Below are 20088 nucleotides of genomic sequence, written 5' to 3'. Positions count from 1 at the left end.
CTGCACATGGCTTGCAATCTTCTGGCAGGCGTATTAGTATACCCGCCATGAAAGGAGGAATTGCATGATAGGGTTTTTCCAACAGGAAAGAAATGAACTTGGGTATTATGCCAGACAGACCTGGCAGGTGATGCAGGGGCGCTATGCTTTGACCAAGATCCGCTCGCTGCAGTATGAAGTGACGATTTCGCCTGAGCGTGTCACGATTGTCCATGCGGACGGCCATCGGGAAACGATGGGGACAGTGAAGTTCAAGGCGTTTACAGAAATGTTCAGAAGCTGATTGTTTTCACATAACGGCCACAGAGTTGTGATAGAATCACGATGAGGGTTTTGTATGGAAGACAAAGAGAATAAATATACAAAGAAAGTAACAGTCAGGGAGATTCTGAACTTCTTCAAGTTTGAACGTCTGACTGGTGATGATAAGTCGCTGGACCGCTGGACGGTTGTACCGGATGTCAACCGGCCTGGCTTTGAGCTGTGCGGCTTTTACAAGCAGTCGGATCCACGCCGTATTATTATCATCGGTAACAAGGAATCCGAGTTTATCAAGACAATGACACCGGAGGAGCAGCGTGCCCGTTTCCCGATGCTGACGGATGGCTATACGCCATGTCTGATCATCACCAAGAACAACGCGCTGCCGCCGATTCTCAAAGAGATTGCGGATCATCTGAACTTCCCGATCATGCGGACAGATATGGAGACTTTCCGCCTGGTGACGGAACTGATTTCCTTCCTGGATGAGCGGCTTGCCCCGGAGGATACGATCTCCGGCACATTGATGAGTGTTTATGGCAAAGGTGTGCTGATCACCGGTGAAAGCGGCATGGGTAAATCTGAAACTGCTCTGGAGCTGATCCGCAATGGACAGGTGCTGGTGGCGGATGACCGTGTGGATGTGCAGCATATCCATAACAATATCATCGGCCATTCCCCGGCTATTATCAAAGGCCTGCTGGAAATCAGAGGCATCGGTATCATCGATGTGGAGAAGATGTTCGGTGCCAGTGCGCTGATTGCCCGTTCCCCTGTGGATATGGTTATTGACCTGGTTAAGTTCAATGCGGCGGATGAATACAACCGCATTGGTGATGAGACGATGCACTATACAAAGATTCTGGATGTTCTTGTCCCGACGATTGTGCTGCCGGTCAGTGCCGGCCGCAATATGCGCATTCTGATTGAATCTGCCGTTACCAATTTCCGTCTGCAGCAGGATGGCTTCTCTGCCAGCAAGGAAATCAAGGAACGCTTCAATACATATGCCGGAAAGGATATCTAAGCGATGTTTGCACATGTAACAATACGGTGGGCCGGACTTGCGACCCTTTTCGGCTGTTTTGTGGCATACCTGTTCTTCCGGCGTGACATGAAAGAAAACGGCTATGTCCGTGCCATTTCCCAGGAAGTATTCCTCGGCATTGTCGTCTTTGGCCTGCTGGGAGGCAGAATCGGCTGGTATATCGCCAATGGATTCGATCATATCTCCCGGTTCTTCCTGTTCTTCGATGACGGCTTTGAACCACTGATGGCCATCTACTTCGTGATGCTGTTTGTCTTCTTCTATGTCCGCAAGAACTTCATGTCCTTCCGGCGCACCCTGGACTGCATCATCCCGCACTTTCTGTTAGCCGCGGCCATTTCCCGCATACCCTATATGTTCTCCGACTGGCGCAATATTCTTATCGTCGGTGTTGACATGCTGGGCTACATTCTGCTGGAGGTGCTTTACCGCAACTACTTCTATGACAAACACAGAGGGGACCGGGCAGCCCTGACACTGCTGTGGATTGGCCTGAGCCGCTTCTTTGTCAACATTGCAACCTATGGCCGCTCCAATGCAAGCCTGATGATGCTGCTGCCGGGACTTGTCACAGCCATTGGTGCTTTGATTTTCTACGTATTCAACCGCCGCAAGAAGATGGACCGGAAGCCGCTTGTGCTGTTTGACTTTGACGGCACCCTGATGGATACCCAGGCAATGGTGAATGAATCCTACCGGTACCTGTTTAACAAGTACCGTACAGTAGATGACTTTGATGACCGTACCCAGCTGGAAGTGTTCGGCGCGGATGACCGCAGGGAAATCAAGCGTCTGTTCAAGGGTGAGGATCCCAATGAGCTTACCCATGAGTTCCGTACCTTCCAGGCCAATCTGCCTGCCCTGGGCCTTGTCAATACCATGCCCCATGCGCTGGAAGTGCTGATGTGGCTGAAGAAGAACGGATATACGGTCGGCGTTGTGACTTCAAGGCCTACAGACAACTGCCGCTATTGGATTGAAGAGTTTGATCTGGAAGACTATGTGGATATGGTTATGGGCAAAGAGATTTACAAGAAGGCAAAGCCGGCGCCGGATGCCCTGCGGCGGATCTGCCACGCCCTGGGTCTTGGTCATGACAACTGCGTGTATATTGGCGATCATGCCAGAGATGTGCGGATGGCCAGAAGAGCCTGTGTCTATGCGATCGGCTATGTTACCAGCAAGGAGAATTTCAACAGGATTACCAAAGCCATGCCCAACCGCATGATCCGTGATCTGCGGGAACTGGAAGATATTCTGCAGGAAACTGACCATAACTGGACATACAATCTGCTGTAATGCCAATGGAAAATCTTTTGAAAACACAGGTACAAATTTGAGTATCTGCTCATGCTCTGAAAAAATCATGATATACTGGGTACTGTGAGCGGGGGTGTATGAAGAGTATTGAAGAGTTTGAAAGAATTATTCGGTTCAAGAAGCAGGAATTTTCAGCAAATGGGTGGAATGCGCTGGAAATCAATGCGAAGGATCTGATGACTTCCATTGGTGCAGGTGATGAAGATCTGATGGCAGCGGTTGAGGCAATGCAGGAATGCATGCTGGAAGGTGACTGCTTCATCAATGATCCTGGCAGTGGGCACCGCCAGTGTCCGGAACTGACGGTCCGCTATTATTGTGATAATCTTTCTCCGGACCGCAGAAAGTATTCTGAATGAGCAGCGCAGGCTGCTTTTTATTATGCAGCGTTCTGTTCACTTTCAGAATCTGAAAGTGAGCGCTTACATTTGGAAGAAAATTCTGGATATACGGGGGAACAATAATGGATGTAAGGAGAAAACGTATGTCTGAATCAAAAATGAAGGATAACTTTCTGACCCGGTTTATCGGGGAAAAGCTTGTTCCGTTCTCCGCTGCATTTGCACAGAACAAGTATGTCAAGTCCATCAGTCAGGGTTCCATGGGTCTGATGGCTGTGATCATGATCGGAGCAATCTTTAATCTGCTCAACAGCATCCCTATTGATGCCTGGAAATCATTTCTGACAGTTACAGGGATCGGAGGATTCTGTACAGCTGTTTACAATGCATCGATGAATTACATTGGGCTGTTCATGGCTTTCAGTGTATCATATGTCACTGCTGTCAACTTCCGGCACAAAGATCTGGCTTTTTCCAATTCACTGCTAGGTGTTCTTTCCTATCTGATCCTGTTGCCGACCGTGGTGAATGACAGCGGTGATACGCTGATTAATCTCAATTATCTTGGCTCAAGGGGCATCTTTCTGGCGTTCATTGTTGCTATCCTTGTGACTGTTATTCACACATCCATTGTGGACAGAAAGATTACGATCAAAATGCCTGCCGGTGTACCGGAGGGGGTTGCAGGGTCCTTTACAGCTCTGATTCCCGGTGCGGTGATTGTCATCGTGATGGGCATCATCCGCGGTCTGTTTGCTCTGACGCCATATGGCAGCGTGCTTGATGCTGTGTACAGCATTCTGCAGATTCCGCTTGCCCGGATCACAGGCAGTCTGCCAGGCTTTATCATTCTTGTCCTGCTTGCTCAGGTACTTTGGTTCTTTGGCATTCATGGCTCATATACTGTGCTTGGCGTTCTGTATCCGATCTGGTTTACCTATATTGCTGACAATACGGCCGCTCTTGCGGCTGGACAGCCTATTCCACATCTCTGGAATGTCTCCATGTATGATTTTGCCTGCAATGGCGGTGCCGGATGCACGCTGGGACTGGTACTTGTAATGCTGCTGTTTGCCCGCAGCAAACGTTATAAAACATTTGCCAAACTGGTTGTTCCCCCGGGAATCTTCAACATCAATGAACCGGTGATCTACGGTATGCCACTGATGATGAATTTTACCTTCATTATCCCGTTTATCACGGTTCCGATTCTGTCACTTGTCCTTGCCTGGGTCTGCATCAGAACAGGTCTCATGCCTGCACCTGCCGGTATTATTGGCTTCAATGCCATGCCGATATTCATCTATGGTATTCTGCAGGGATCATGGAAGATTGGCGTATATCAGATCGTTGCTACCCTCATGAGTATGGCAATCTGGTATCCATTCTTTAAAGCTGCTGACAATCAGGCTCTGCAGGAAGAGCAAAATGGCAGCAGAGAAGACAATCAGGCATAATATGGCACAGAACTTTGTATTTCCCTCTGATTTTCTCTGGGGCGCATCCACAAGTGCTTTTCAGATTGAAGGCGGCTATGACCAGGGAGGCAGGGGACCTGCTACTACGGACCGGGAAAGGCCTCACATCGCATCTGCCCGTACTGCTTCTGATCATTATCATCACTGGCAGGAAGATATCGGTCTGATGGCAGAAATGGGGCTGAAGGCATATCGCATGAGCTTCTCATGGAGCAGGATCATGCCGGCTGCTGATATGAAGATCAATGAACAGGGACTTGCTTTCTATGACGGAATCATCAATGCTTTGCTTGCAGCAGGTATCGAACCGATTGTTACGCTGTATCACTTTGAATGTCCGCAGGTTCTTGTGGATGCATTCGGGGGCTGGAAGAGCAGAAGGATGATCGATGCCTATATACGCTATGCTGCTGCGTGTTTTCGCCACTTTTCCGGCCGGATCAGATACTGGGTTACGATAAATGAGCAGCTGATTGCGGCTGCTGCCCCGGATCTGACCGGGGACAGTGAAACGGATCCTGTCAGAAGGCTGAAGAACATGTATCAGATGAGCTGGCATATGTCGCTGGCAGAGCATCAGGCTGTTTCTTTGCTGCGGAAGATTGATCCCGCCGCCAAGGTTGGACCGGTATGTGCCATGCAGGTTGTCTATCCGTGGTCTTCCCAGCCGCAGGATGTCATGGCAGCTCAGAACGGAGAAGAAATGATGGAATTCAGACTGCTGGATCTCAGTGTCAGAGGTGACTGTTCTCCGTATGTCAGCAACTGGCTGCACCAACATGCTTTTATGCCGGAGACCAGGGAAGAAGACCAGGAAATCCTTCATTCTTCCGTGCCTGATTTTATCGGTGTGAATTATTATTTCAGCGTATGTGCAAAGGCAGGTGATGGTCATCTGCATTTCAATATGCCTCCATTCTGGGTGTCAGACAGTTATGAGATTGCTGCCAATCCGCATCTGCTAAAAACAGAATGGATGAATATGGGCATTGATCCGGATGGACTGTATGTTGGGATGCGGAAGATTTGCGACCGCTATCATCTGCCTGTGATTGTGACGGAGAATGGCTTTGCCTCCAGTGACAGGCCGGATCCTGACGGGCATATTCATGATCAGGAACGGATTGACTATCTGCAGGCTCATGTTAGCCGTATTGGTACGCTGCTTGCACAGGGATATACGGTATTTGGATATTGCCCATGGAGCTTTATTGATGCTCTCAGCAGTCATCAGGGCTTTTCCAAGCGGTATGGCTTCGTGTATGTACGAAGGAATGAAGAGGATATGCTTGACTGTGCCAGAATCAGAAAGGACAGTTTTGCGTGGTACCAGAATCTGATTCGTACCGGCTCTCTGTCATAACAAAAAATCTCCTGTTAGAATACAATCAGATAACAGGAGATTTCGGTATGGAAGAATTCAGAACAATGGGATCCATGGCTGACAAACTGCTGAATTTTATCAGCTCATCGTCTGATCATGACGCAAATTATGATATTGCATTGCATATTGTGAAGAATTATGCATCAGTCAGGAAGATGAATCAGAAACAGATTGCCCAGCTGTGCTATGTTTCAGAGGCAACTATTTCCCGCTTCTGCCGTTTTCTTGGCTTCCAGGATTTCCATGATTTTCATCATCAGATGGAAAGAGATTTCAGTCTCAGTGATGATTATTCCCGCCGGCTTCTGAATCTGATGAAGGGTTCTTCTCAGCAGGCTGCTGAATATTACCGCAATGAGCTTGTTCAGGCTATGAACGAAACGGTCAGTGAAGCACTTTTTGCGGATGCTGCTAAAGCGGCTGAACACATCCATGATGCTGGTCATGTCAGTATCTTTTCCCATCATTTTCTCTGGGATATCGGCAGGTATATGCAGCAGAAGCTGATGATGGCAGGAAAGTATGTCAGTGCCTGTCAGACCTATGAGAAACAGATGGAAGAGGCAGGCAGGCTGGATCATGACAGTCTTGCGGTAATCTGTACGGCAGGGGGAAGCTGGTTCTCACGCTATCAGTCAATATATGACCGGATTCTGAACAGCGGTGCGCATCAGCTCGTTATGACACAGAATCTGTCCAGCCCGTATCTGAACCGGGCGGATCTGGTGATGCAGTGCGGCATAAGCAACGTGGATAATATTGGCAGATATTGCATGCTTGCAGGTGCTGATGCCATTATTCTGCAGTATTTGAAAAAATATGGAGATAAATGAATATGACATTTCCAACAGGATTTCTGATTGGTGCTGCTACGGCATCACATCAGGTAGAAGGAAACAATTTTGCCAATGATGTATGGGCACAGGAACAAATGAAATATGGGGGCTATCCGCAGAAGAGCGGACTGGCAGCGGATCAATACAACCGCTATCGTCAGGATATTGATCTGATGAAGAAAGCAGGTCTGAATGCCTATCGTTTTTCACTTGAGTGGAGCCGCATTGAACCGGAAAAGGGAAAGTTCAGTGAAGAGGCGATTGCCCATTATCGTGATGAAATAGAGTATTGCCTTCAACAGGATATTGAACCAATTGTGACGCTGTTCCATTTTACTTCACCGGTGTGGCTGATCAAAGAAGGTGGATGGGAGTCAGATTCTGCTGTTGACTTCTTTGCCCGCTATGTGCGCAAGGTTGCCGAATCATACCGTGATCTGCTTCATATTGTATGCACAATCAATGAAGCCAACATTGGCGTACTGATCGGCATTTATATGGCACAGGCAAAGCTGCATAAAGATGGCGGTGCTCTGCAGATAGGCATGGATGTGCAGGCAATGGCAGCCCGGGAAGCAGAAAGAAAACAGGAGAGTCTGGAAGTTTTTGGAACTGCTGATCCTCAGTTTTTTACGGCACCGCGGACGGCACACGGGATACAGATCATCATGGCAGCAAATGAAGAAGCTATCAGAATTCTTCATGAAACAGTTCCTGGTGTAAAAGCTGGCCTGTCTCTGAGTGTGCGTGATGTTTCCTGCATCCTTGGCGGTGAACAGAATGCGGCAGATGACTGGAAGATGGAGTTCAGTCAGTTTATTCCGTATCTGAAAGAAGATGATTTTCTTGGGATTCAGAACTATACCAGGGCGGTATTTGATGAACAGGGTGAAATGCCGGTTCCATCAGGTACAGAAACAACCCAGATGGGCTATGCCTACTGGCCTCAGGGTCTTGAAAACTGTCTGCGCAAAGTGGCTGCGGACTGGCATAAGGATCTTCTGGTCAGTGAGAATGGTATTGCCACATCGGATGATGAGAGACGCTGTGCATTCATTAAAACAGCGCTTGCAGGTGTTGAACACTGCCTGGAGGATCATCTTCCGATCATGGGCTACTGCTATTGGAGTTTTATTGACAATTATGAGTGGCAGTCAGGATATGACATGCAGTTTGGCCTGGTTGGACTGGACAGAAAAACACAGGCAAGAGAACCGCATCCGAGTCTGTTTCTGCTTGGCTCATACGTGAAATGAATGGAAAGCAGCGCTGGCTGCTTTTTATTATGGCACGCCGGTATCCGTTGTAGTGAGTGGGGGAGAATGCTACAATACCATCGGTGATGCATATGGAAACACAGAAGAAGAAAAAAGTGATTCTCATCAGCGGGATGTCAGGGGCCGGCAAATCAACGGCTGCCCGCATTCTGGAGGATATGGGATATCACGTCATTGATAACTTTCCGGTTCAGCTGATCAGCCTGCTTGTGGATATGATCGAAACAAGCACAGATCCCCGCTATTCGTATGTTGCGTTAAGTACAAGTGCCCAGGATTTCCCGGCTTTTCTGCGCGGATTAAAGGGACAGAACATGACGATCAGCGTGCTGTTTCTGGATGCCAGTGATGCTGTCATTCTGCACCGCTACAAGAGTACAAGACGCATGCACCCGCTGCTGTTGAGCAATACGTGCAATACACTGGATGAAGCCATCTCGGTGGAACGGCAGATGCTGGCCCGCAACGTCAACAATTCCTTTGTGACCATTGATACAAGCTTTCTGCAGGAAAAGGAATTCAAGCGCAAACTCGAGAAGTATTTCAGCAAGAGTGCTGTGCCTGCCTTCTCCATCTCATTTGTGTCCTTTGGCTACAAGTATGGCGTGCCGATGGATGCTGATCTGATGATCGATGTCCGTTTCCTGCCGAACCCGTTCTGGGAGGTTGAGCTGCGGCCGTACTCCGGCAATGATGCCTGTGTTTACAACTATGTCATGGACAAGCCGGAAACCCAGGAATTCATCAAACGTCTGCTGTCTTTTCTGGACTATGCTTTTGCCCAGTACGAAAAGGAAGGCAAGAATCATTTCACCGTTGCCATTGGCTGCACTGGCGGCCAGCACCGCTCGGTGACAATTACCAACTTCCTGTATGAGCATTATCGGAAGATCTATAACTGCTACAAGGAACACCGTGACCAGAAGGAGTGGATTCGTGAAGATGCATAATGTTGTTGTGATTGGCGGCGGCCATGGCCAAGCCCAGATCTGCCGCGGCATCAAGAATATTGCCGATACCCACATATCTGCCATTGTGACCGTGGCAGATGACGGCGGCTCTACCGGCAGACTGCGCCGGCAGTTCAATATTCCGGCTATGGGTGATATCCGCAATGTCATGCTTGCATTGGCTGATCATGAATCGATCATGAGCAGCCTGATGAATTACCGCTTTGATGATCCCAATGGCACCGAGACGGATGTCGCCGGGCATAACCTGGGCAATCTGATCCTGACTGCCCTGACACAGCAGTCCGGCTCCTTCTTTGATGCGGTCAAGATCATTGATGATGTATTGAATGTCAGAGGTGAAATCATTCCGAGTACAACCCAGGTCATTACCCTGTATGCCCGCATGGAGGATGGCGTGATTGTGGCTGGTGAAGCCAATATCCCGCATATCGATAATCACATTGAGCGGGTATTCTACACAGAGGATGTCCACGCCACCCCGGAGGCGGTGGAAGCCATCGAAGATGCAGACCTGATCATCTTTGGCATCGGCTCTTTGTATACCAGCATCATGCCCAATGTCATCATTCCGGAAATCGGCGATGCCTTGCATCATACCCATGGCCGCAAGGTATATTTCTGCAATGCCATGAGCCAGCCGGGTGAGACGGATGGATACAGTGTAGAAGACCATGTGGATGCTTTGAAGCGCCATGGTGTCAGTGTGGATGCTGTGGTGGTGGCGGATGACCATATTCCGGAGGCTAACCGGGCCCGCTACAGCCGCAAGCATTCGTATCCGGTATGCCTGCGGGAGCGCAAACATGACTATGATATTATCTGCCGTCATCTGCTCAGCTTTGATGACGGTCTGATCCGTCATGATGTCAAAGGCATTCATGATGTGACGAAAGATCTTCTGAAAGGGAAAGTGTAATGTCATTCTCTGCCGAAGTGAAAAATGAAACGGCATCGCTTGTTTTCTCACAGAACGATGCCAGGGCAGAACTGTCTGCCTTGATACAGATGTGTTCATCCTTGTCCTTATCCTCACGGGGTATGGCCATTGTAGTCAGTGTGGAAAATGCGGCGGTGGCCAGGACGATCTACCGGCTGATCAAAGAACGCTATGATGCCGGCATCGATCTGTCTGTCAAACGGAAGATGAATCTGCACAAGAATCTGATCTATGGTCTGCGCATCACAGCGGATGTGCCGATGATTCTGCAGGATCTTGGCATTTACAGTGCCAGGGGTCTGCTGGAAAAGCCGCTGGCAAAGATTGTGGCAGCTGACACCAATGCCAGGGCTTATCTGGCTGGTGCGTTCATGGCTTCGGGCAGTGTCAATCCGCCAGAGAAGACAAGCTATCATCTGGAGATTACGGCCAACAATGAAGAACATGGAAAATTTCTGGTTTCGCTGCTGAAGCGTTTTGAAATTCAGGGCCGCACAATTCAGCGGCGCGGGCGTACAATTGTGTATATCAAGGCTGCAGAGAAGATCGCGGACTTCCTGCGCATCATTGGTGCCAATGATGCGGTCATGAAGTTTGAGAATGTGCGTATTTCCCGCGACTTTACCAACTCTTTGACACGGCTGAACAACTGTGATGTGGCAAATGAAGTCAAGTCGCAGGCGGCGGCGAAGAAGCAGCTGGAAGATATTGCGCTTCTGGAAGAGATGGATCGGCTGCGCCATGTGGATCAGAAACTGCAGGATGTTGCTTTGCTGCGGAAAGAAAATCCGGAGGCCAGTCTGAATGAACTGTGCGCGCTGTATGAACGAAAGACAGGGACACCGGTATCCAAGTCGGGGATGAAGCACCGCTTTGTCCGGATCCATGAACTGGCTGAGAAAGGCAGAGGCGTGTGATCTTTATTTATCTTTCAGCGATCACAGCGGGCATGATTGTGATGTATGTGCTGGCACCGCAGCTCTGGGGGCTGTACATACTGGCCATGATGATGTCTGTGATCGGTCTGATCCGTACCAGAAGGCTGTTGAAAACAGAGCGCGAAACGAAGAAGAACAAGGAGGACCGCTTATGATCGTACTGGCAGAAGAAAAGGACCGCCAGCAGGTCCGTGAGATGTGGAAAATCTGTTTTCCACAGGAAGATCCAGGATATATTGATTACTACTTCAAGTCGGTATGGGATCCGGCATCCTGCTATGTTGTGAAGGAAGACGGGCGGATTGTGTCTTCTTTGTGCCGCCATACCCATCCGGTCATGTTTCATGGCAGGGTACTTTCCGCAAGCATGATTTCCGGTGTATGCACGCTGCCTTCCTATCAGGGAAAAGGCTATATGCATCAGCTGATGAATGTGACGGTGGATGCGTGTGCCCATTCCGAGCTGATGACCTTCATCCGGGCCAAGGATCCTGCCCTGTATGAACCATTTGGATTCCGGGCAGGGATGTATCGGACAGGATGGATGGTGCAGCGGCAGGATGTGAAGCGGGTGCCTTCCTTTGGCTGTGCCTATGATGTACAGGCACTGGATATGCTGAAAGTATATTCTGCTTATATCCGGCGCTTTTCGGGCTTTTACTGCCGTGATCTGAAGGATTTTGTGCGCTACCGCAATGAAATTGCAGCCCAGGGCGGCAAGATCATCGGATATTACAATGGCCAGGACAGGATTGACGGCTACGCGGCACTGACGATGCAGGGCTCTGATCTCTATATTGATGAGCTGGTGTATCTGGACAGTGTGGCTTTGGCCAAACTGCTGAATGCCTGCCTGCAGGAACGTCCAAGAGTACATTTCAATGTATCAAAGGCAGAAAACTTTACACCGCTGTTTCCTAATGCGAAACATCACGATTATATTGGCACGATGGTGCGCATCAATGACTATGAATTGTTTAACAAGCTGTATCAGTCGCAGGCGTCCAATGTGAAGGAGGCATTAGCGGTATCGAGGAGGCCATTAAATCAGAACGAAGCGTTCTAGGATTTAGCCTTGTCAATTGACGAACAAACAGTGAGACTTTATAATTTAAGCGCAACATTAAGGAGGTCTAGATTAGACAATATGACAGATGTAAGAGTTGCAATTAATGGTTTCGGCCGCATCGGACGTCTTGCTTTCAGACAGATGTTTGTATCAGAGGGCTATGAGGTCGTTGCGATCAATGATCTGACAAAGCCTTCCATGCTTGCTTACCTGCTGAAGCATGACACAACACATGGTAAGTGGGATCATGCAATTTCCTGCGATGATGAGAAGGGTACACTGACAGTTGACGGCAAGGAAATCAGAATTTACTCTGAGAAGGATGCTAAGGATCTGCCTTGGGGTGAGCTGAATGTTGACGTTGTTCTGGAGTGCACAGGCTTCTATACAAGCAAGGCCAAGGCACAGGCTCATATCGATGCTGGTGCTAAGAAGGTTGTTATTTCCGCTCCTGCTGGAAATGATCTGCCGACTATCGTTTACAGCGTAAACGAGAAGACACTGAAGCCGGAAGACAAGATTATCTCTGCTGCTTCCTGCACAACGAACTGCCTGGCTCCGATGGCTAAGACACTGAATGATCTGTATCCGATTCAGTCTGGTATTATGTGCACAGTTCATGCTTACACAGGTGACCAGATGATTCTCGATGGACCTCAGAGAAAGGGCAATCTGCGTCGTTCCAGAGCTGGTGCCTGCAACATCGTACCGGCTTCTTCCGGTGCTGCTAAGGCTATCGGTCTGGTTCTGCCTGAACTGAATGGCAAGCTGATCGGCGCTGCTCAGCGTGTTCCGGTTCCTACAGGATCCACAACACTGCTGTTCTCCGTTGTCAAGGGCAAGGATGTTACTGTTGATGCCATCAACGCTGCTATGAAGGCTGCTCAGTCTGATTCCTTCGCATACAACGATGAGGACATTGTCTCCAGCGATATCATCGATGAGACACATGGTTCCATCTTCGATGCTACTCAGACAATGGTCAACAAGATTGACGACGACACATACGAAGTACAGACAGTTTCCTGGTACGATAACGAGAACTCCTATACTTCTCAGATGGTTCGTACAATCAAGTACTTCGCTAACGTTAAGTAAGCTTTGTACAATGAAGGCTCTGGCTTGTCCAGAGTCTTTTTTTTTGTTGGAAAAGCGGACAAACGCGGCATTTCGTTGAAAAGAAAATAGAGTGCACATAAAATATAGGACAGGGGAGGATCGCTATGAACAAGCTTCCAGAGAAACTGAACCTGCTGCGGAAAAACAGTGGACTGCCGCAGTCGGAAATTGCCAAACGGCTGTTTGTACCGGTGGCAGAATATATGAATTGGGAAAATGGCAACAGTATCCCGGACATCATGCATCTGAAGGCACTGGCATCCCTTTACCATATTGATGTAACGGCACTGCTGGACAATACCATGACATTTGTGACGCCAAATATCGATAATCTGGAAAAGAGTGCCACCATTCCTTTCCAGAAAAATAATGGCATGGCTGCTACCCAGCAGCTGGATACAGTGGATGACAGTCCAACCAACGTTCTGGATCAGAACCAGAACGAAGATCTTGGTGCTACCAAGGTTATGAATCCGGATGATCTGGCCAAAGAGAGTGAAACCAAAGATGCCTCTGACGAAGATGATGAGGATGAAGATTGGGACGAGGAGGATGAAAAGGAAGTCAGGCAGGCTTCGCGTCCCAGGAAGACAGTAAAAAAGAAGCAGCCTCTGAAGAAACGTAAAACAGTGTTTGTGTTGGCTGGCTGCATTGCCGCAGTGGCAGTGCTTGCCATTCTGCTGATCGCACTCAAAGGCCGCGGTTCCTCTTCCACTCTGTCGGTTGGCTCTGCCAACCGCCTGGTGCTTGGCAGCAAGTATTCGCTGTATCTGGACAGTGACGGCAAGATCACAAGCCATGGCACCATAGACACAAGCAAGCTGAGCAATGCAGTACAGATCAGCGGATATGATGAAACAGCTGCTGCCCTGAAGAAAGATGGCACGGTTGTGACGACAAACAGTTCTCTGGACACTTCTGACTGGAGCAATATCACAGATATTGCCATGGGCGAAGATCATATCGCCGCGGTACGCAAAGATGGCTCGGTGGAATGCACCGGTTCGGATACAGCGTGCAAGGTATCTGACTGGCAGAACGTATCGTCTGTGTATGCAGGCAAGGATGTTACGGTTGCTCTGACAAAGAGCGGCACCTTGTTATCTTCCGGCGGCATCAAGATTCCTTCGGACGACAATATTAAGCTTGTTGCTCTGAGTGATAATGCCCTGTACTACGTAATTGCTAACGGTGCGGTGCAGAGTGTGGCAATCAATGGCGGTTCTGCACTGGATGCCTCTTCAATCTCCAATATCACAGCTCTGGCAGCTGGCAATGATGTCGTTGCCGGTTTGAAGAAAGATGGCACGGTTGTGGCAGTCAGCTCTGACAGCGCGATCACCGATGCCGTCAAGAACTGGAAGAATGTCAGCTTCATTGCAGCGCATGGCAATACGCTGATTGCCATTACCAAGGATGGCAAGATGTATGGTGCCGGCGACAATACTTACAACCAGTACGAAAACACTGCCGATGCCTCGGCAACGGCAAGTGCTTCGGCATCTGCGGATGCAGGCAAGCTTTCAGCAGTAACCAATATCACCTTTACCGAAACAACCGAGAATGTGCAGATCAAGTGGGATGCTGTAACCAATGCAGACTACTATGAAGTCACTGTTTCACCATCTGTTGGTACATTGGCCAAGAGTGCCAGCAACTCTGCTTCCATTCCGGCATCCTCTTTGAGCAGCGGCACAACCTACACGGTATCGATCGTTGCCAAGGCGAACGATTCCAAAAAATATTCGGACAGTGATGCCAGCACGGTGAATTACACATACAATGCCAAGACGATCCAGCTGGATGCCCCAAGTGGATTGAGCACCAATGTCGACGCTACCGGTGCTTTGACCATCAACTGGAACGCTGTATCCAATGCCAGCTACTATGATCTGACGATCAATGGTGAATCCGCGGGCCAGGTATCACAGACTTTCTACACGATCAGCGGTGCCAACCTGCAGGATGGTACGAACTATACCATTGGTGTTGCGGCAGGTTCCAATGACAGCAAGTATGGTGAAAGCTCCACCAGCCAGATCAATGTGACTTACAATGCACCGAAGCAGTCTTCTGATGTCAATGTTGCGGTGACGTATGTTGATAAAGACAGTAACAGTGAAGTGGGAACACAGACGGTCAATAAAGTGTCTGCGGGTTCTTATTCGGCAAGTGATCTTGGCCTGAATGCACCAGACGGCTATAAGATCAGTGATGGATCCAAGGAATATGCGATTAGTTCCTCGAATAGTGCAATTACGGTATATGTGGAGGCGGACTGAGCTATGGACGCAGGCAGTGAGAAGATCTGGTACTACATGAAAAATGATGGGTCCAGGGATAAGTATGGGCCGTATTCTGACAAGGAGCTTTCCAATTTGATTTCCAAGGGAATTCTGGATGGGAATGACTGGATCTGGATGCCGGATTTGTCGCAGTGGATGAAGATCGGCAATACGATTTATTCGTTCTATCTGACGGAAAGCAGTGAGTTTGAAAACGACTTTAATATCTGATATCATCAAGGAAACCGTTGAACGGAACGGGTACCTGCATGTCTGACATGGAAGCGAAGGCGGTATGGTGGAAGCGCCGCATGTCTGCGTGATGGGGAGTGCATCCGCGAGGGCAGATCTGAATGCAGTAGGGTCTGACGTATGCCGCGTTATGGCTTTGAGCAGAATGAAAAGTGGAACCACGCGAGGCGTCTTTTTAAGAGAAAGACGCCTTTTTTGGAAAGGGAGGATAGTATGATTCGACTGTATAATACGCGCACATTGCAGATTGAGGATTTCAAGCCAATTCATGAAGGTCATGTGGATATGTATGTCTGCGGCCCGACGGTATATAACTATGCACACATCGGCAATGCCAGACCGATGATTGTGTTTGATGTTCTTAAGAGGCTGTTTGAGGCAGAGGGGTATACGGTGACCTATGTTTCCAACTTTACGGATGTGGATGACAAGATCATCAATAAGGCTGCCCAGGAAGGTACGACTGAAGCTGTCATTGCCCAGCGCTATATTGATGCGTATCAGGATGTCAGAAAGCAATTGAATACGGAACTTCCTGATATTACGCCAAGAGTGACCCAGACAATGGATCAGATCATTTCCTTCATTGACGGTCTGGTCAGGAGCGGCCATGCCTATGAGGTCAATGGGGATGTTTACTTCAGTGTGGATTCGGATCCGAAGTATGGTGAGATTTCCCACCAGAAGCTGGATCAGCTGGAGGCAGGTGCTTCTGAGCGTGTGGATGAAACCGGTGATGGCAAGCGCAACCCGTATGACTTTGCTTTGTGGAAAAAGACAGACAAAGGTATCCAGTGGGATTCGCCATGGGGCAAGGGCAGGCCTGGATGGCATACAGAATGTGTTGTCATGATTAACAACAATCTTGGTGAGAGGATTGATATTCATGGCGGCGGCATGGATCTGAAATTCCCGCATCATGAAAATGAGGCGGCTCAGCAGGAAGCCATGCATCATAACTGCCTGGCGAATTACTGGATTCACAACGCGATGGTCAACATCAATGGTGAAAAGATGTCCAAGTCTCTTGGCAATACACTGTGGGCAAAGGATGTCATTGCCCAGCTTGGCACCAATCTGACCAGATGGCTTGTATCCAGTGTGCATTACCGCAAAGAACTCAACTTCTCGGATGAGACGGTTGAAACAGCCCGCAAGGAGCTTGACAAGGTCATGAAGCCGCTGCATCAGGCCGATATCAAGGCACAGCTGGCTGGCTATGCCGGCACTGAAGCCTTTGATGAGACATCGTGGCGTGCCTTCCTTGACTGCATGGATGATGACATGAACACACCGAATGCCTATGCTGTGATCTTTGATACGGTCAAGAAGATCAACCAGCTGCTGCGCACAAAGGATGTCAGCTGGGAAGAGGTTGGCAGGTATCGCAACAGTGTGGTCAAGATGCTGGATGTGCTTGGCATTGTAGTGGAAAAGCCGGTTGTGACAGAAGATGACAAGGCGTTGTTTGCCGCCTGGAACAAGGCCAAGGCTGAAAAGAACTGGGATGCTGCAGATGCGGCCAGAAAACAGCTGATGGAAAAGGGACTGCTTTGATGAATCCGGAACTTTGTTCAGGCCGCACACTGGCGTTCCTGGGTGATGCGGTATGGTCACTGTATGTACGCCGCTGGCTGATCGAAAAGGGTGAAGGCAGAGGCAAGACGCTGCAGAGACTGAGTGTTTCTTATGTCTCGGCCAAGGCACAGTGCCGCTTCTATGAAACACTCCATGCTAAGAACTTCTTTGATGAAGAAGAGGAAGGCTGGTTCCGGCGGGGCCGCAACGGGTTTACCGGCAGTGTGCCGAAACATACCGATGTACAGATCTATAAAATATCCACTGGCTTTGAGGCACTGCTTGGCGGTCTTGAACTGGCGGGAAAAGAAGAGCGGATCCGGGAGATCTTTGATGCCGTGACTGCGATGGAGGAAAAGCAATGACACAGTATATATATGGAAGAAACACTGTCCATCAGATTCTGGAAGATGGCGGCCGTGCCAAAGTGATTTATCTTTCCTCTCCGGATGACAAGGCGGAAAAGCTGGCAGCAATGCGGCACATTCCTGTGAAGCAGGTCGATAAGAAAACCATGGCTAAGATGGTCCATAGTGATCATCACCAGGGTATCTGTGCAGAGATTGCTCCATATCAGACATACAGTGTGGATAACCTGATTGAACATGTGGAAGATGGCAGGGGACTGCTGATCATGCTGGATGAGCTGGAAGATCCTCATAATCTTGGCGCAATTCTGCGTACCGCGGATGCGGTTGGCGCGGATGGTGTCATTTTCAAGAAAAATAATGCAGTCGGCCTGACGCCGGCAGCTGCCAAGGTGTCTGCCGGTGCCATTGATACCGTGAAGTGTGCCTGTGTGACAAACCTGTCCCGCACCTGTGAAGATCTCAAGAAAAAGGGCTGGTGGATTGTCGGTGCCGACATGGATGGCCAGGATTACCGCGACCTGCATTATGATGTGAATACAGTGCTTGTCATCGGCAATGAGGGTAAGGGTATTTCCCGCCTGTTATCAAAGCAGTGCGACTACATTGTGTCCTTGCCGATGGTGGGGAAGATCACATCACTGAATGCCAGTGTATCCGCTGGGATTCTGATGTATGAGATCTTCAGTAAGCGCCATCCTCTGTAATTCTCCACAATTGTTGAAAAATGCCGGTCATTATGCCGGACAATATGGCGACAAGACAAGAACGCTTCCTGCTGAATCCTGTGACACAATACAGGAAACAGGGGGCGTTTTATATGAGAGACAATCCGTATGAGCTGATGTATATGAACAGGATGGGAGACGGCTATGCCCAGCGCGCTTTATATGAGCAGTTTCACAATCTGATCGGTTTCTGCGTCAATCGTTTTCCGCACTGGTATGCACAGCGGTATGAAGATGAAATGTTTGCACTGGGACTAAGGGCATTGCAGGAGGCTGTCAATACGTACCGTTTTGACCGGCAGGCATCCCTGGCAACCTTTGCGACCCGTGTAATCACACACCGGCTGAGCAAGTTTGTCAAATCTCTGCAGAATGTGCAGATGGAGACTGTCAGTCTGGATGCAATTCTCAATGGACGTGAGAATTTCAGCGGGCATGAATGCATTGGTGAACCGGCGGGGATGAAAGAGCCGGAGTATGCTCTGCACTATGAGCAGGCCCTGGCCAGTCTGGCTGAGAGTGTACGGCAGATGAGTGTGAAAGAGAAGCGGGTGATGGCCTGCTGGCAGAGGAGCCTGACGTATGCGCAGGGTGCACAGCTGCTTGGCATGACGGGCAAGGCGTATGACTGTACGCTGCAGAGGGTGCGTTCAAAAGTCAGAAATGCCGTTAAATAAAGGCCATTGACGCCGAAAAAAACAGCGTATAGAATAATAAGGCATTTGAAGGAGTTTTTGTTATGGCTAAAGATGACAAGATCATCCTGGCATGCGAGGTCTGTCTGTCCCGCAATTATACGACGAATAAGTCGCGCAAAGGCAATGGCAAGCGGCTGGAGCTGATGAAGTACTGCCCGAAGTGTGGAAAGAAGACTCTGCATAAGGAAACAAAGTAGGAGGTTTCCAATGGCAAAAGAAGAAAAGAAAGCCAAGGCGCAGGCGAAGGCTGAGGAAAAAGCCAGACGCAAGGCTGAGAAGAAGAATAAAGCGCCGAAGGACCACTGGTTTACGATCCGCGGCATCCGCAAGGAGGCCAAGCGTGTTGTGTGGCCGCACTGGCGTTCTTCTGACCGCGGTGAGGGTATCTGGCAGAATACAGGTGAGGTTGTGATTTTCACTGCATTCTTTGCACTGTTCTTTGTTCTGTGCAATTACGTCATTACGATTCTGTTAAAGCTGATTGGAATTGGAGCATAACATGACTGAGAAGAAGACTGACAAAAAAGATGTAAGCGCAGCTGTGGATGATGAGCATCAGAAGCGCTGGTATGTAGTCAATACATATTCCGGCCATGAGAACAGGGTCAAGGAAAATCTGGAGAAGCGTGTGGAATCCATGGGCATTCAGGATTCTCTGTTCCGGATTGTTGTGGCCGAGGAACCTGAGATTGAGATCAAGAACGGCAAGCAGGTTGAGAAGATGCACAACATGTTTCCGGGCTATGTGTTTGTTGAGATGAAGATGACAGATGAAGCCTGGTATGTTGTCCGTAATACACCGGGTGTTACCGGATTTATCGGTTCTTCCGGCGGCGGTGCCAAGCCGTTCCCGGTTGCACCGGATGAGATGGAATCAATCCTGAGAAGAATGGGCAAGTCTGACAAGAAGGTGGATGTTAACTTTGGCATTGGTGACAGAGTCAGAATCCTGACCGGTCCGTTCTCTGGCATGGAGGGCAAGGTTTCTTCCATGAATGATCAGACGCAGGTTGCCAATGTGCTGACGATGCTGTTTGGCCGCGAGACACCGACGGATATCAACTATACAGATCTGGAAAAGATTAATGACTGAGGAGTGCTTCGGCACTCTTTTTATTGACGCATCAGATAAACAAGGGTAATATATTTCAGCACATGTTTTTTGTGTGTGCATGCGTGGGAGGGTGAAGCAGACAT

At 49.1% G+C, this 20088-nt stretch carries 23 protein-coding genes; all 23 read left to right on the top strand.

From position 1 onward, the window contains the following. The first annotated feature begins 64 nt into the window (after positions 1 to 64). Positions 65 to 283: a hypothetical protein gene (locus MOZ60_RS01300; protein ID WP_108774535.1), complete on the top strand. Its 219-nt coding sequence runs from the start codon at positions 65 to 67 to the stop codon at positions 281 to 283. Between the two features lie 54 nt (positions 284 to 337). Further along, the gene (gene hprK / locus MOZ60_RS01295) at positions 338 to 1288 is read left to right on the top strand and encodes an HPr(Ser) kinase/phosphatase (protein ID WP_277007596.1); all 951 of its coding nucleotides are present in this window, start codon (positions 338 to 340) and stop codon (positions 1286 to 1288) included. Positions 1289 to 1291: 3 nt separating this feature from the next. After that, positions 1292 to 2608: a prolipoprotein diacylglyceryl transferase family protein gene (locus MOZ60_RS01290; RefSeq protein WP_370595362.1), complete on the top strand. Its 1317-nt coding sequence runs from the start codon at positions 1292 to 1294 to the stop codon at positions 2606 to 2608. 98 nt (positions 2609 to 2706) lie between these two features. Continuing rightward, on the top strand, positions 2707 to 2988 hold the full coding sequence (locus tag MOZ60_RS01285; protein ID WP_108774532.1) for a hypothetical protein: 282 nt from the start codon (positions 2707 to 2709) through the stop codon (positions 2986 to 2988). A 125-nt stretch (positions 2989 to 3113) separates the two neighbouring features. Further along, on the top strand, positions 3114 to 4427 hold the full coding sequence (locus MOZ60_RS01280; RefSeq protein WP_370595361.1) for a PTS sugar transporter subunit IIC: 1314 nt from the start codon (positions 3114 to 3116) through the stop codon (positions 4425 to 4427). After that, positions 4399 to 5811 carry a glycoside hydrolase family 1 protein gene (locus MOZ60_RS01275; protein WP_370595360.1) on the top strand — a complete coding sequence of 471 codons (1413 nt, stop codon included), beginning with the start codon at positions 4399 to 4401 and terminating at the stop codon, positions 5809 to 5811. Before MOZ60_RS01280 ends, MOZ60_RS01275 begins: the two co-directional genes overlap by 29 nt. Before the next feature lie 47 nt (positions 5812 to 5858). After that, positions 5859 to 6665: a MurR/RpiR family transcriptional regulator gene (locus tag MOZ60_RS01270; RefSeq protein ID WP_370595359.1), complete on the top strand. Its 807-nt coding sequence runs from the start codon at positions 5859 to 5861 to the stop codon at positions 6663 to 6665. A gap of 2 nt (positions 6666 to 6667) precedes the next feature. Continuing rightward, complete coding sequence (locus MOZ60_RS01265) at positions 6668 to 7924, top strand: glycoside hydrolase family 1 protein (protein ID WP_370595358.1); 1257 nt, start codon at positions 6668 to 6670, stop codon at positions 7922 to 7924. Between the two features lie 92 nt (positions 7925 to 8016). Then, entirely contained in the window at positions 8017 to 8895 is an 879-nt protein-coding gene (rapZ, locus tag MOZ60_RS01260) for an RNase adapter RapZ (RefSeq protein ID WP_277645570.1), read from the top strand. After that, positions 8888 to 9835, top strand: coding sequence for a gluconeogenesis factor YvcK family protein (locus MOZ60_RS01255; RefSeq protein ID WP_370595453.1), 948 nt, complete (start codon positions 8888 to 8890; stop codon positions 9833 to 9835). The genes rapZ and MOZ60_RS01255 overlap by 8 nt, the downstream gene beginning before the upstream one ends. Continuing rightward, positions 9835 to 10773 carry a DNA-binding protein WhiA gene (whiA, locus tag MOZ60_RS01250; RefSeq protein ID WP_108774530.1) on the top strand — a complete coding sequence of 313 codons (939 nt, stop codon included), beginning with the start codon at positions 9835 to 9837 and terminating at the stop codon, positions 10771 to 10773. The genes MOZ60_RS01255 and whiA overlap by 1 nt, the downstream gene beginning before the upstream one ends. Then, positions 10770 to 10949 (top strand): hypothetical protein, encoded by a 180-nt coding sequence (locus MOZ60_RS01245; protein WP_277007232.1) that lies wholly within the window; start codon positions 10770 to 10772, stop codon positions 10947 to 10949. Before whiA ends, MOZ60_RS01245 begins: the two co-directional genes overlap by 4 nt. Beyond that, positions 10946 to 11860: a GNAT family N-acetyltransferase gene (locus MOZ60_RS01240; RefSeq protein WP_370595357.1), complete on the top strand. Its 915-nt coding sequence runs from the start codon at positions 10946 to 10948 to the stop codon at positions 11858 to 11860. The genes MOZ60_RS01245 and MOZ60_RS01240 overlap by 4 nt, the downstream gene beginning before the upstream one ends. 81 nt (positions 11861 to 11941) lie before the next feature. Continuing rightward, on the top strand, positions 11942 to 12961 hold the full coding sequence (gene gap, locus MOZ60_RS01235) for a type I glyceraldehyde-3-phosphate dehydrogenase (RefSeq protein ID WP_108774527.1): 1020 nt from the start codon (positions 11942 to 11944) through the stop codon (positions 12959 to 12961). 125 nt (positions 12962 to 13086) lie between these two features. Further along, entirely contained in the window at positions 13087 to 15264 is a 2178-nt protein-coding gene (locus MOZ60_RS01230; protein ID WP_370595356.1) for a fibronectin type III domain-containing protein, read from the top strand. A gap of 3 nt (positions 15265 to 15267) precedes the next feature. Beyond that, on the top strand, positions 15268 to 15498 hold the full coding sequence (locus tag MOZ60_RS01225; protein WP_108774525.1) for a DUF4339 domain-containing protein: 231 nt from the start codon (positions 15268 to 15270) through the stop codon (positions 15496 to 15498). Positions 15499 to 15732: 234 nt separating this feature from the next. After that, entirely contained in the window at positions 15733 to 17076 is a 1344-nt protein-coding gene (gene cysS, locus MOZ60_RS01220; protein WP_445972105.1) for a cysteine--tRNA ligase, read from the top strand. After that, positions 17076 to 17462: a Mini-ribonuclease 3 gene (locus MOZ60_RS01215; RefSeq protein WP_108774524.1), complete on the top strand. Its 387-nt coding sequence runs from the start codon at positions 17076 to 17078 to the stop codon at positions 17460 to 17462. Before cysS ends, MOZ60_RS01215 begins: the two co-directional genes overlap by 1 nt. Then, entirely contained in the window at positions 17459 to 18172 is a 714-nt protein-coding gene (gene rlmB, locus MOZ60_RS01210; protein WP_370595355.1) for a 23S rRNA (guanosine(2251)-2'-O)-methyltransferase RlmB, read from the top strand. The genes MOZ60_RS01215 and rlmB overlap by 4 nt, the downstream gene beginning before the upstream one ends. Positions 18173 to 18285: 113 nt before the next feature. Further along, positions 18286 to 18870, top strand: a complete 585-nt coding sequence (locus MOZ60_RS01205; RefSeq protein WP_277007032.1) for a hypothetical protein — start codon at positions 18286 to 18288, stop codon at positions 18868 to 18870. A 62-nt stretch (positions 18871 to 18932) separates the two neighbouring features. Next, entirely contained in the window at positions 18933 to 19088 is a 156-nt protein-coding gene (rpmG, locus tag MOZ60_RS01200) for a 50S ribosomal protein L33 (RefSeq protein WP_108774521.1), read from the top strand. Positions 19089 to 19098: 10 nt separating this feature from the next. Further along, on the top strand, positions 19099 to 19389 hold the full coding sequence (locus MOZ60_RS01195) for a preprotein translocase subunit SecE (RefSeq protein WP_108774520.1): 291 nt from the start codon (positions 19099 to 19101) through the stop codon (positions 19387 to 19389). 1 nt (position 19390) lies between these two features. Then, the gene (gene nusG, locus MOZ60_RS01190; RefSeq protein WP_277007026.1) at positions 19391 to 19984 is read left to right on the top strand and encodes a transcription termination/antitermination protein NusG; all 594 of its coding nucleotides are present in this window, start codon (positions 19391 to 19393) and stop codon (positions 19982 to 19984) included. Positions 19985 to 20088: the final 104 nt, after the last annotated feature.

The organism is Grylomicrobium aquisgranense, from assembly GCF_033971865.1.
In the GTDB taxonomy this organism is placed as follows: Bacteria; Bacillota_I; Bacilli_A; order Erysipelotrichales; family Erysipelotrichaceae; genus Bulleidia; species Bulleidia massiliensis.
The sequence above is the reverse complement of the archived record's forward strand: the minus strand, read 5'-3'. Positions and strand labels throughout refer to the sequence as shown.